The 12,743-nt window shown below is 31.9% G+C and carries 10 protein-coding genes and 2 tRNA genes; 5 read left to right on the forward strand and 7 right to left on the reverse strand.

The window, feature by feature from the left end:
* Positions 1 to 6 precede the first annotated feature (6 nt).
* Both IM532_RS04170 and IM532_RS04175 read right to left on the reverse strand, forming a co-directional pair.
* A complete protein-coding gene (locus IM532_RS04170; protein WP_194182181.1) occupies positions 7 to 228 on the reverse strand; it encodes a PspC family transcriptional regulator in 222 nt (73 codons plus the stop codon).
* On the reverse strand, positions 225 to 1,496 hold the full coding sequence (locus tag IM532_RS04175; RefSeq protein ID WP_194182182.1) for a DUF2851 family protein: 1,272 nt from the start codon (positions 1,494 to 1,496) through the stop codon (positions 225 to 227). Before IM532_RS04175 ends, IM532_RS04170 begins: the two co-directional genes overlap by 4 nt.
* 102 nt (positions 1,497 to 1,598) lie before the next feature.
* Here IM532_RS04175 and IM532_RS04180 point away from each other — a divergent pair, with 102 nt between their 5' ends.
* The 4 genes from IM532_RS04180 to IM532_RS04195 are packed head-to-tail and all read left to right on the forward strand — an operon-like array spanning position 1,599 to position 6,347.
* On the forward strand, positions 1,599 to 2,234 hold the full coding sequence (locus IM532_RS04180; RefSeq protein ID WP_194182183.1) for a TetR/AcrR family transcriptional regulator: 636 nt from the start codon (positions 1,599 to 1,601) through the stop codon (positions 2,232 to 2,234).
* On the forward strand, positions 2,224 to 3,528 hold the full coding sequence (locus tag IM532_RS04185) for a TolC family protein (RefSeq protein WP_194182184.1): 1,305 nt from the start codon (positions 2,224 to 2,226) through the stop codon (positions 3,526 to 3,528). Before IM532_RS04180 ends, IM532_RS04185 begins: the two co-directional genes overlap by 11 nt.
* Positions 3,529 to 3,544: 16 nt before the next feature.
* On the forward strand, positions 3,545 to 4,753 hold the full coding sequence (locus IM532_RS04190) for an HlyD family secretion protein (protein WP_194182185.1): 1,209 nt from the start codon (positions 3,545 to 3,547) through the stop codon (positions 4,751 to 4,753).
* 22 nt (positions 4,754 to 4,775) lie between these two features.
* Positions 4,776 to 6,347, forward strand: a complete 1,572-nt coding sequence (locus tag IM532_RS04195) for a DHA2 family efflux MFS transporter permease subunit (protein ID WP_194182186.1) — start codon at positions 4,776 to 4,778, stop codon at positions 6,345 to 6,347.
* Positions 6,348 to 6,545: 198 nt separating this feature from the next.
* On the opposite strand, the gene prfA is transcribed toward IM532_RS04195, so the two are convergent.
* The 3 genes from prfA to IM532_RS04210 all read right to left on the reverse strand — a co-directional run bounded on the left by prfA (position 6,546) and on the right by IM532_RS04210 (position 10,551).
* Positions 6,546 to 7,634, reverse strand: coding sequence for a peptide chain release factor 1 (gene prfA, locus IM532_RS04200; protein WP_194182187.1), 1,089 nt, complete (start codon positions 7,632 to 7,634; stop codon positions 6,546 to 6,548).
* Positions 7,635 to 7,750: 116 nt separating this feature from the next.
* Positions 7,751 to 9,934, reverse strand: a complete 2,184-nt coding sequence (locus IM532_RS04205) for a glutamine synthetase III family protein (RefSeq protein ID WP_194182188.1) — start codon at positions 9,932 to 9,934, stop codon at positions 7,751 to 7,753.
* Between the two features lie 203 nt (positions 9,935 to 10,137).
* Entirely contained in the window at positions 10,138 to 10,551 is a 414-nt protein-coding gene (locus tag IM532_RS04210; protein WP_194182189.1) for a DUF4293 family protein, read from the reverse strand.
* 165 nt (positions 10,552 to 10,716) lie between these two features.
* On the opposite strand from IM532_RS04210, the gene rho reads away from it, so the two are divergent.
* The gene (gene rho, locus IM532_RS04215; protein WP_194182190.1) at positions 10,717 to 12,405 is read left to right on the forward strand and encodes a transcription termination factor Rho; all 1,689 of its coding nucleotides are present in this window, start codon (positions 10,717 to 10,719) and stop codon (positions 12,403 to 12,405) included.
* 131 nt (positions 12,406 to 12,536) lie between these two features.
* Here the strand turns inward: rho and IM532_RS04220 are convergent.
* Positions 12,537 to 12,620 (reverse strand) — tRNA-Leu (locus tag IM532_RS04220).
* 21 nt (positions 12,621 to 12,641) lie between these two features.
* Positions 12,642 to 12,714 (reverse strand) — tRNA-Gly (locus tag IM532_RS04225).
* Positions 12,715 to 12,743: the final 29 nt, after the last annotated feature.

A 12,743-nucleotide genomic window follows, 5' to 3' on the forward strand; every position in this document is an offset into this window, starting at 1 on the left:
AAATAATTATAAATCAAAAACTGATTTGCGTTTAACTACAAAAACATCTTTTACCCAAAAGAAAAATAACATTATAAAATAGCCTATAAAAGCTAATCCGAATGTTGCAAAAGCTAGGTATATATATATTAAACGCAATTTTGTAACACGAATTCCAAATTTATCTGAAATACGTGATATTACATTGAACCAATTTTTTTCTGTAAAATGTCTTATTTGTTCTTTCATGGTGTCAAAACTTCTCTTCCGATGGCACAATTTAAGCATTTTTTTTCATCACAATACCATTTCTTTAAGTGTAAAATAACCTGAGAATCTTTTGAATTTTTTATTGGAAATCCGGTATCAATAAAGAGTTTTATAATAGAATTATTTTCTGTTTTTAACGCTTGTAAAATAGATAAATAAAAATCTAAATCAATCTGTCCTAATGATATTTCATACGAAAATTTTAAAGGTAGTATAGTATTGATTATTAAATTATGAATTTTTGATGTAGAAATATTTTTAGTTACTTTTTTGCTCTCTTTTCCAAAAACATAATGAGTATCCCAATATTCGGATGGAGATATTTTTTTAAAATATTCTTCGATTTGCGTTAAATTTTGGAAAGAAATAATTGTAGAAAATAAGTGTTTTTGCGTTCCATAGATAGAGGCTAATTGTGCTAATCTGATGGTTGGAAAACCTTGCGGTCTTAAACTAAAAAAATTGAATACAGAAGATGATATGGTATTTAAATTGTATTTATGTTTCAAAAAATCATATTCTTTTTTTAATTCTAGCATATAATTATCTTGAGGATTCTCCAAAAAACCACTTTGTCCAAAAAATAAAGCATCTATTAAATACTTTGAATTTTGATTCTTCTGTAATACATAAAAAGGAAAAGAATTACACCAAATCTCAAACGGATCTTTATTTATTTTCAACCCAAAATTTAAGGCAAAAAGTTTAAAGGTAACTTCTTCCCAATTTTGATTTGATTGTTTGTACAGTAGATGTATATTTTTTGACTTTTCTTCTAAGCGTTCAATAATTAAACGTTCAAACCACAAAGAAATTTTATTCCAATCTATATTATCAATTAACCCCTTACATGGCAGAGTATTAAAAGTATGATTTAATATTTTTTCATAATTGTAAATCACTTCTTTTTTAACAAATTGACTAATGATTAAAGTTTCTACATTTCTTGCTCTTAAAAATGTTATTTCTTTATCATGATTCCATACGACATGCAAAATCACATTTCCATAGCTAAGATCTGTACTATGTTGATGTAAATCCCAATCAGAAGAATTAACATGCATTTCTACATTTCCTACCCAAAGCTGTCCACCAATTATTATTTCTGCATCGATAAAATCTGGTCCCGAATTATAATTAATTTTTCCAAAATTAATTATTTCTATCTCACTCCCGTGAAATGTTTTTAACCCCTCAAATGCTATAATTTTTAAATTCCATATATGATGAATAAAGGCTTCTTTCATAACAACCTAGTTTACATTAAGTTAACAATAAAATTTCATCTAAAAAAATTTAATTTTAATTAAACGTTTGTTTAAATTTGTAAACTTTTTTAAACATCATAGATGGAACTTAATTTTAACGAGAAACAAATTGAAATTCTGCAAAAAGCTGAAGAAATTTTCTGTAATAAAGGTATTGATGGTACTAGTGTTAGAGATTTAGCAAAAGCTGCAGGAATTAATATTGCAATGGTTAGTTATTATTTTGGTTCTAAACAAAAGTTAGTCGAAGCACTTTTTGTTTGGCGACTTTATAATATAAATTTAGAATTAAAGAAAACTATAAATAATGAGGAGCTAAATCCATATGAGAAACTTCTTCATTTTCTTGATACGTATATGCAACGTATTATGAGCAACCATGCATTTCACCGTATTATGGTACGTGAATATTCAAAAAATGATTCGTTTATCTTTATTGATAAAGTTATTAATGATTTAAAAATATCTAACCTACAATTCATTAATACTGCTATTGAGGAAGGTTACGACCAACAATTATTTCTACGAAAAGTACCTGCAGAAGCAATTGTTATGTCTATAATTGGACCTATTTCTTACATTATTTTGAATGAAAAAACCTATATGCCTTTATGGAATGTAGATAATTTTAAAGATTATAAAGAAACTATTATCAACAAATATTTCCCCTATTTATTAGACGCATTAAAAGCTATTTTACAATACAATGAAAAATAAAATTTTCGTACCGCTTTTATTGGTTGCCTCATCTTTATTAATGGCACAAAATTCAACTAAATTAACTTTAGATGAAGCTATTGAAAAAAGCTTAGCAAACAGTAAAGCTGCAAAAGTTTCCGAAGCTGCAACTTCATCAGCTGAATGGAAATCCAAATCAGTTAAAAGCAATCAATTACCTGATTTAAATATTTCTGGTCAATACCAACAAATTTTATCCAAAGGGGATACTAAACTAAAAATGCAATTGCCTACTGGTGCTGGAACTGGAATGGTAAATGTTAATCCAGACCACGTGTTTATGGGAACGGCCGGCGTTTCTTTACCAATCTACGCTGGTGGACAAATTATAAATGCAATCAAGCAAAGTAATTTGGCGGTTGATTTATCTAAATTACAAACTGAATCTACCAAAGAAGATGTGGTTTGGCAAACGATAAATTTATATTTCGGAATCTATAAAATGCAAAAGACGATTGATGTTTTGAACGAAAATTTAGTTCGTGCTAATCAACGTGTCAAAGATTTCAAAAACTTTTTAGACAACGGAATTATTCCTCGCAATGATTATTTAAGAGCAAAATTACAAGCTTCTAATGTACAAATCGCCATTGATGAAGCTACAAATAATTATGAGAACTTAAATTATCGTTTAAATGTCTTAATGGGCAATACGACAAATGCTTCTTATGATATCGTCGATGCAAATGCTCTAATGATGACAGAGGTTTCTAACAATGAATTAACAAACCGTAAAGACATTCAATCTGTTGAGAAACAAGCCGAAATCGCTGATCAATCCATTAAAATCGCTAAAGCAGCTTATTATCCACAATTAGCATTTACAGGTAATTACTACGCCGTTGACATCGACCAAGTTGCTTCAATGATCAATAGTGTAACAGTTGGTTTAGGACTTAAATACGATTTAAGTTCATTGTATAAAAACAAACATGAAGTTGAATACGCAAAAGCTAAAAAAGTAGAAAGTGAAATGCAATTGGAAGCTTTAAAAGATAAAGCTCGAATTGAAATCAACGAATCTCATCAAAAATATACTTTAGCGGAAAAGAAAAATAAAGTATATCTAGAAGCATTAGAACAAGCGGCAGAAAACTATCGAATTGTAAAAGATAAATACGACAACGGATTGGCTGATACAGACCAATTATTAGAGGCAGATGTTCAACAATTACAAGCCGAAATTAATAAAGTTGTAGGTGATTCTGATCAAGCTTTAGCTGGTTACGAATATTTATATATGCAAGGAAAATTAATTGAAAACATTAAATAAAAAACGTCGTTTTAGAATGGAAACTACAGAACAAGAACAAATAACTCCAGAAGAAAAGAAAGGAATTAACATAAAATTTATCATCATCTTAGCTGTATTAATCATTGGTGGTGGAGCTTACGGTGCCTATAAATACATGCATTCATTAGAGCATGAAATTACAGATGATGCTCAGATCGAAAGTAAAATCACTCCTGTAATTCCTAAAGTTTCTGGATATATTGCTAAAATTTTAGTGGAAGATAACCAAATGGTTAAAAAAGGCGACACTTTAGTTATTTTAGATAATTCTGAATATGCTTTAAAATTACAACAAGCAGAAGATGCGTTAGCTCAAGCTCAAGGTCAATTAGCTGTTGCTAATGCGGGTGTTACAACTGCGGGTGCAGGAATTGGAGTAACACAAGCGGGTGCAGTCGCTGCAAATACAACTATCGAAACTGCGCAAGCAAACGTAAAAACTGCGCAAGCCAACGTTGAAGCTGCTAAAGTACAAGTTTGGAGAACAGCTAACGATTTTGATCGTTACAACAAATTGTACCAAAATAAATCCATCACAAAACAACAGTATGAACAAGCTTTAGCGGCCAAAGAAACTGCTGAAAAACAATTAAGAATTGTTCAAGAACAATTGAATGTGGCAAAATCTCAAGCGGCTTCTACAGCTAAACAAGCTGCGGCAACAGCAAAGCAAGTGGATACTTCTAAAGCACAAGCTGAAGCTTCTAAAGCACAGATTACGGTGGCTAACTCTACAATCAAACAACAGCAAACAAATATCGATAACGCTAAATTATATTTATCTTATACATATATTATTGCTGCTGAAGATGGACAAGTGTCTAAAGTTAATTTACAAAACGGTCAATTAGTGCAAGCGGGTCAATCTTTATTCAACATTGTGAAAACAAATAATCTTTGGGTCGTAGCTAATTATAAAGAAACGCAGTTAAACGAAATTAGAGAAGGACAAAAAGCCATCATCAAAGTCGATGCATTTCCTGGTCATGAATTTGAAGCGACAGTGACTTCAATCTCTCCTGCTACAGGTGCTAAATTTGCTTTATTGCCTCCAGATAATGCTTCAGGGAACTTCGTGAAAACTGTTCAACGTATTCCAATTAAATTAGTTTTCTCTAACCCTAATGACGAAATGATGAAATTGTTACGTCCAGGGATGAATGTGGAAACAGACATTTTGTTGAAAAGTGCAACGACTAAATAATTCTTCCTTAAGCTAATTTATCATGGAAGAAAATAGTTTAGTTGAATATGGCTCTCGCCGTGTAATTATTACGATTACCGCCATCATGTGTGCCCTATTAGAAATTGTGGATACCACAATTGTTAACGTGGCCATGAATGAAATGAAAGGTAGTCTCGGGGTTACACTTACAGATATTGCATGGGTGGTAACAGCGTATGCAATTGCCAATGTAATCATTGTTCCCATGACCAGTTGGCTTTCACAGCAATTTGGTCGAAAAAATTATTTTGCAGTATCTATCGTAATTTTCACAGTAGCTTCATTCTTTTGTGGACAGTCGACAACCTTGTGGGAAATTATTTTGTTCCGATTCATTCAAGGTCTCGGTGGTGGTGCATTATTAGTAACTTCTCAAACAATTATTACAGAAAGTTACCCCAAAGAAAAACGAGGTATTGCTCAAGCTATCTATGGTATGGGTGTTATCGTTGGACCTACATTAGGTCCTCCATTAGGTGGTTTTATCATCGATAACTGGTCATGGCCGTATATCTTTTATATTAATATTCCTATTGGGATTGTTGCTACATTACTAACCATCGGATTTGTTAAAAGTCCAAAATATGCAGAGAAATCTAGCTTAAGTCAAGTCGATTTTATCGGAATTATTCTTTTATCGGTTGCAGTAGGTGCTTTACAATATGTTTTAGAACATGGACAACAAGATGATTGGTTCGATAATACCGCAATTACTGTTTTATCCATTACAAGTGTGTTTTCTTTTATCTTGTTTGTTTGGAGAGAATTAGTTTTTGATCACCCCATCGTAAATATTCGTGTATTAAAGGATTCTAATCTTTTAGTGGGGACCATCTTATCCTTTATCTTAGGGTTTGGTCTATATGGTTCAACATTCGTTATTCCAATTTATACCCAATCGCTATTAGGATGGACCGCGACCGATGCTGGTTTATTATTAGTCCCATCTTCATTGATGACGGCTTTTATGATGCCATTTATTGCCATCATGCTGCAAAAAGGAGTTTCGCCTAAATATTTAGTATCGGGTGGTTTCTTTATCTTTTTCGCGTATAGTTTCTGGTTCTTTAAAATCATGACACCAGATACAGGGACTGAACATTTCTTCTGGCCTTTAATTATTCGTGGAATGGGATTAGGTTTATTATTCGTACCCGTAACTACGTTGTCTCTATCGACATTAGTAGGGAAATCGATTGGTGAAGGTGCAGCATTCACCGGAATGTTCCGCCAATTAGGGGGATCTTTCGGTATTGCAATTATCACAACACTAATTTCTCGCTGGTCGGTACAACACCGTGCGAATTTAGTGCCTAATCTTGATACATCAGATTTAGATGTTCAAAACAGAATCGTTGCTTTACAACAAAGTTTTATACAAAAAGGCTTTTCAGCCAATGAATCATTGAACAAGGCTTACCAAATTTTAGATGTTCAAATCATTAAACAAAGTACAGTGCTAACCTATATGGATATTTTCTTGTATTTAGGTGTACTATTCTTATGTTGTATCCCTTTTGTATTAATCTTCATTAAAAAAGGAGCAGGTAAAGTAGTTGATGTCGGACATTAATCTTGTAGATAATCAAACCTTATACAAACACCTTCTATTCAGTTAGAAGGTGTTTTTTCTATAATTTATTCTGTTGAGAATTAATTTATCAAATATTGATATGATAGATTAATACAGATAATTTTCCAGAGTAATTTCAATAAAAAAACCTTCCAATAACTTGGAAGGTTTTTTAAATATGTTTATAAAAAGTATCGATTAATAATCGTCTTCTCCTTTTAATTTTTCTGCGTTTTCTGCCATCTTCAATGCATCAATCATTTCTTGGATATCTCCATTCATAAAGTTATCTAAGTTATAAATCGATTTATTGATACGGTGATCCGTAATACGTCCTTGCGGATAATTGTACGTACGGATTTTAGCCGAACGGTCACCAGTTGATACTAATGATTTACGTTGGGCTGAACGCTCAGAGTGTTTTTTCTCAAACTCAATTTCATATAACTTCGTACGTAATAATTGTAATGCTTTTTCACGGTTTTTCAGCTGAGAACGCGCTTCTTGACACACGATAACAATACCAGATGGTTTGTGCGTTAATTGTACTTTCGTTTCTACTTTATTTACGTTCTGTCCTCCTGCTCCTGATGAACGAGATGTTTGGTACTCTAAATCTGCTGGATTAATCGTTACATCCACTTCTTCTGCTTCTGGTAATACAGCTACCGTAATCGCTGAAGTATGTACACGACCTTGAGATTCTGTCTCAGGAACACGTTGCACGCGGTGAACACCAGATTCGTACTTCATTGTACCATAAACGGCATTACCTTCCACTTGCATAATAAGTTCTTTGAAACCTTTTCCTGAAGCTTCAGATGTATTTAACACTTCGTGTTTCCATCCTTTATCTTTAAAGTACATTGAATACATACGGTAAACGTCTTCTACGAAAATCGCAGCTTCGTCTCCACCTGTACCTGAACGTAACTCTACAATAACGTTTTTGTCATCTTCTGGATCTTTAGGGATTAACATCATTTTGATTTCTTCCTCTAAAGCCGGAATTGCATTAATTGCTTCGTCTTTCTCTAGTTTTGCTAATTCAACCATCTCAGCATCAGAACCATCAGCGATGATTTCGTCTGCTTCTTCAATTGCATTAATAAAACCTTCGTACGTTTTTTGAATTTCAACGAAATCTCTAAGATCAGAGTATTCCTTATTTAATTTAGCATATCTTGCTTGATCCGTTACAATATCTGGTTGGATAATTAAATCCGCTACCTCATCGAAACGTTGTTTAATTGCTCTTAATTTATCTAATAGACCTAAATCTGCCATAATCAATTATTGGTTTGCAAAGATACAATATATCAAGTGATTCAGAAAATTTGAATAAAAAAAACCGATGATTTCTCATCGGTTTTAAATTTAAATTTTATTTTTTTAGATACATATTATCTTGTAAATAACATTTCACGGTATTTTGTTAATGGCCATAAGTTATTATCGATTAATTCTTCTAACTCATCAGAGTGGTAACGAATCTCGTCGAATAATGGTTTAACAGTAGCTCCAAATGCTTCCGCTTGTGCTTGATGATCTTCTATTTCTTTTGCTGACTTAGCTGCAACAATTAATTGATCATTTGCTACTTTTATTGAATTGATGTGTGTAGAAATTACACGAATTAAATCCATTTGATCTTTTGCTAAATCTTTAAATTCATCACCAAAGATATCTTTTAATCCTTTCACATTTTTTACTAAAACATTTTGATAATTAACAGCAGCTGGAATAATTTGTGAAGAAACTAAGTCAATTAAAACATTTGCTTCAATAGAAATTTTAGTAGAATATTTCTCTAATTTTATTTCGTTTCGAGCTTCAACCTCACGAGCAGATAGAACACCTGTTTTCTCATAAACTTCAATATATTTAGGATCTAATTCTAATTTTAAAGCTTCTGGAGTGGTTTTATAGTTATTTAATCCACGAACTTCTGCTTCTTCAACCCAGTTATCAGAATATCCGTCCCCTTCAAATAAAACATTTCTAGACGATTTAATATATTCTCTTAATACATTAAATATTGCTTCATCTTTAGATAAACCATTTTCAATTAATGCATCAACTTCTTCTTTAAAATCTTTTAACTGTTGTGCTACAATTGTATTAATAACAGTCATAGTTTCTGCACAGTTTGCAGATGATCCTACGGCACGAATCTCAAACTTGTTACCTGTGAAAGCAAATGGAGAAGTTCTATTACGATCTGTATTATCTAATAAAATTTCTGGGATTTTACCAACAACATTTAATTTTAAATCAGTTTTTTCTTCTGCCGATAATTTTCCTTCCGTTACTTTTTCTAATTCGTTTAAAACGTTTGTTAATTGAGATCCAATGAAAATAGAAATAATAGCTGGTGGTGCTTCATTAGCTCCTAAACGGTGATCGTTACCTGCTTCTGCAATTGCAGAACGTAACATATCTCCATATTCAGAAACAGCTTTGATTGTATTAACGAAGAATGTTAAGAATTGTAAATTTTTCTTTGGATTTTTACCTGGAGATAATAAGTTTTCACCTGTATCTGTAGATAAAGACCAGTTATTATGTTTACCTGATCCATTTACTCCTGCAAAAGGTTTTTCGTGTAATAATACTTTAAAATCATGTTTCTTAGCAATACGCCCCATCAAATCCATTAATAATGAATTGTGGTCAACTGCTTGGTTAGCCTCCTCAAACATTGGAGCACACTCAAATTGATTTGGAGCAACCTCATTGTGACGTGTTGTAATTGGAATACCTAATTTCATAGATTCCACTTCTAAATCTTGCATATAAGACATTACACGCATAGGAATAGCTCCGAAATAGTGATCATCTAATTGTTGCCCTTTCGCAGGAGAATGTCCTACTAAAGTACGACCAGTCATTTGTAAGTCTGGACGAGAATTATATAAATGCAAATCAACTAAAAAGTATTCTTGTTCCCACCCTAAAGTTGATTGTACTTTTGTTACATTTTTATCAAAATACTTTGCAACTTCTGTTGCTGCTTCGTCTACTGACTGTAATGCTCTTAATAAAGGTACTTTATAATCTAATGTTTCACCTGTATAAGAAATAAAAACAGAAGGTATAAATAATGTAGTACCTATAATAAATGCTGTAGAAGTTGGATCCCAAGCTGTATATCCGCGCGCTTCAAATGTATTACGGATTCCTCCATTTGGGAATGAAGATGCATCCGGTTCTTGTTGTACTAATGCAGTCCCCTCAAAAGTATCTATTGCACGACCATCTTCAGTAGGTCGGAAAAATGAATCATGTTTCTCAGCAGTTGTTCCTGTTAATGGTTGAAACCAGTGTGTAAAATGTGTAGCTCCTTTAGAAATAGCCCAATCCTTCATTGCAGAAGCAACTTGGTCTGCAAATTCGCGTGGTATTTTAGTTCCTTTTTCTTTAGAAGCAATAATTGCTTTAAAAGCGTTTTTTGGTAAATATTCACGCATTGTATCGTAAGAAAAAACGTTCTCATTAAATAATTGAGAAAGTTTTTTATCAATAACAATTTTCTCTGCTTGCTTATTAACAGATTTTTCTAATGCTTTAAAACGTAATGTAGACATTGTATTAGTATGTATTTTGTTTGATAAAGCAAAAATAAAACAAAATTTAATACAACCCCCTAATTTTTTAGGGGTATGTATAAATAATTATCAAAAATAAATTATAACCCTACTAATATGCATGCGTAGATTTGATAAATAATAAAAAAAGCTGCTTTAGAAATCTAAAGCAGCTTTAAGCGCACATATAAAAGTTGTTGGTCTTATCTGAATCTATCTACAGATTTCACAAGGTCATCATCCTTTTTGATCAAACGATTGGCAATTGACAGTAAAACAATCGAGATTAAAGGAACTAATGCCCAAATACCCTTCTCAGAAATATTTTCTCCAGGTAAATTTAGTAGACTAAATAAGAAAGAACCAATTAATAAAATATTCAAAATAATATTTAACCCTCCTAATAACATTTGAAATTTTCTGTTTTTGAAAATTAGGATTGCAATAAATGATAAGAATGCTGAAAAGAAAAATGCAATACTAAAAATTATATTTCCTTTTTCAGGATCAGATAAAAAATTTAAAGTAAAATTAAATAATTTATCAAAATTTATAGCCATCAACATTGAAATTAATCCGGCTAGAAATAAGTAAATACTTTGTTTTCTCTGAATCATATCTTAAAATTCGTACACAAATGTATGATTTTTTTTTACTTTTTGCAAGAAATTCGTACTATTGCATATAAATACTTTATAACCACATCATTTACAGTATAAAATATGATTGTTCTCAATCATATTCCTTTCGTAAAATTCAAAATACCTTACTTATATAGGATTATGTCAGACATAGATATTAAATCATTAAAATTACCAGCACTTCAAGATCTTGCTCAGCAGCTTAAAATTGAAAATTTTAAGAAATTAAAGAAAAATGAGTTATTAGATGCTATTTCCTCTTTTATCGAAAAACAACCTTTAGCAACACCAGCTAATAAAGTAGATGAAAATAAAGTAGATGAAAATAAGGAAGCAAAAAATACTATGCCAACCGAAGAGAAAAAATCTAAAAGAAAACGTGTAACTACTCCTGAAGAAGATAAGGTTGAAGAAACAAAACATATTGAAGCTATAACAGAATCTGAATCTACGTCAGAGGAAACTTCAGTAAAGACCAATAAGCAGCCTCGTAAATCTGAAACAACTGTGGAAAATGATAGTTCAGAAGTAACTACTCCAATAGAACAAGAGAAAAATATCCGCACGAATAATCCGAGACAACAAAATAAAAATCAGAATCCTAATCAAAATCGAAAGGTTAATCCAAACCAAAATCGAAACAATAATTCTGATCAACCTCAACAAAATCATCACCATCAACAAAAAAATAAATATCGAGCTGCAAACTATGAGTTTGACGGAATTATAAAAACTGAAGGTGTTCTAGAAATATTACCAGATAACAATTATGGATTTTTAAGATCATCAGATTTTAACTATTTATCTTCTCCAGATGACGTATATGTATCACAATCTCAAATTAGATTATTTGGTTTAAAAACCGGTGATACAATTACAGGAGAAGTAAGACCTCCGAAAGAAGGTGAAAAATATTTCCCATTAATTAAAATCATTGAAATTAATGGTCGTACACCAGATTATGTTCGAGATCGTATTGCATTTGAACATTTAACTCCTCTTTTTCCAAACGAAAAATTTAATTTAAATCAATCTACAGCGTTATCAAATCGTGTTATAGATCTTTTTGCTCCAATCGGGAAAGGTCAACGTGGTATGATTGTAGCCCAACCAAAAACAGGTAAAACATCTTTACTAAAAGATATTGCTAATGGAATTGCACAAAATCATCCAGAAGTATATCTAATTGTTTTATTAATTGATGAACGTCCTGAAGAGGTAACCGACATGAAACGTTCTGTAAATGGTGAAGTAATTGCATCTACATTTGATGAGGAAGCTTCTCGCCATGTAAAAGTTGCAAATATTGTTTTGGACAAAGCAAAACGTATGGTAGAGTGTGGACATGATGTTGTTATCCTATTAGATTCAATCACACGTTTAGCTCGTGCATACAATACTGTTTCTCCTGCTTCAGGAAAAGTATTATCTGGAGGAGTTGATGCAAATGCATTACACAAACCAAAGCGTTTCTTTGGTGCTGCTCGTAATATAGAAAATGGAGGTTCACTAACAATCATTGCTACTGCGCTAATAGATACAGGATCTAAAATGGATGAAGTAATTTTCGAAGAATTTAAAGGTACTGGTAACATGGAGTTACAATTAGACCGTAAAATTGCTAACAAGCGTATCTTCCCAGCTATCGACTTAGTAAATTCATCAACGCGTAGAGATGATTTATTATTAGATGATGCTACTCAACAGAGAATGTGGGTTTTAAGAAATCATTTATCGGATATGAATCCTGTAGAAGCTATGGAATTCTTACATTCTCGTATTAAAAATACAAGAGATAATGATGAATTTTTAATTTCTATGAATAAATAATAAGATCCATTTCTTACAATATTATATCCATCTTGATTATCAAGATGGATTTTTTTTGAACGTAAATCATTTATAAAACTATAACGCATAAAAAAAGCCCAAGAAAATAAATTCTTGAGCTTTTAGCCTTGTACCTCAGGCGGGACTTGAACCCGCACGTCCTAATGGACACAGGATTTTAAGTCCTGCGTGTCTACCAATTCCACCACCAAGGCATCCAACTTATAAAAAGTTAGAGCGGGAAACGAGACTCGAACTCGCAACATTCAGCTTGGAAGGCTGACGCTCTACCAATTGAGCTATTCCCGCAGAATCGAAAAAAATAAATTAATTTAAAA

It is taken from the genome of Faecalibacter rhinopitheci (assembly GCF_015234135.1).
GTDB lineage: Bacteria > Bacteroidota > Bacteroidia > Flavobacteriales > Weeksellaceae > Empedobacter > Empedobacter rhinopitheci.

Excerpts from the sequence above, each read along its gene's own strand:
- IM532_RS04195 (WP_194182186.1), top strand. The coding sequence starts at position 4,776 with ATGGAAGAAAATAGTTTAGTTGAATATGGCTCTCGCCGTGTAATTATT.
- IM532_RS04180 (WP_194182183.1), top strand. The coding sequence starts at position 1,599 with ATGGAACTTAATTTTAACGAGAAACAAATTGAAATTCTGCAAAAAGCT.
- IM532_RS04175 (WP_194182182.1), bottom strand. The coding sequence starts at position 1,496 with ATGAAAGAAGCCTTTATTCATCATATATGGAATTTAAAAATTATAGCA.
- IM532_RS04170 (WP_194182181.1), bottom strand. The coding sequence starts at position 228 with ATGAAAGAACAAATAAGACATTTTACAGAAAAAAATTGGTTCAATGTA.
- prfA (WP_194182187.1), bottom strand. The coding sequence starts at position 7,634 with ATGGCAGATTTAGGTCTATTAGATAAATTAAGAGCAATTAAACAACGT.
- IM532_RS04205 (WP_194182188.1), bottom strand. The coding sequence starts at position 9,934 with ATGTCTACATTACGTTTTAAAGCATTAGAAAAATCTGTTAATAAGCAA.
- rho (WP_194182190.1), top strand. The coding sequence starts at position 10,717 with ATGTCAGACATAGATATTAAATCATTAAAATTACCAGCACTTCAAGAT.
- IM532_RS04185 (WP_194182184.1), top strand. The coding sequence starts at position 2,224 with ATGAAAAATAAAATTTTCGTACCGCTTTTATTGGTTGCCTCATCTTTA.
- IM532_RS04190 (WP_194182185.1), top strand. The coding sequence starts at position 3,545 with ATGGAAACTACAGAACAAGAACAAATAACTCCAGAAGAAAAGAAAGGA.
- IM532_RS04210 (WP_194182189.1), bottom strand. The coding sequence starts at position 10,551 with ATGATTCAGAGAAAACAAAGTATTTACTTATTTCTAGCCGGATTAATT.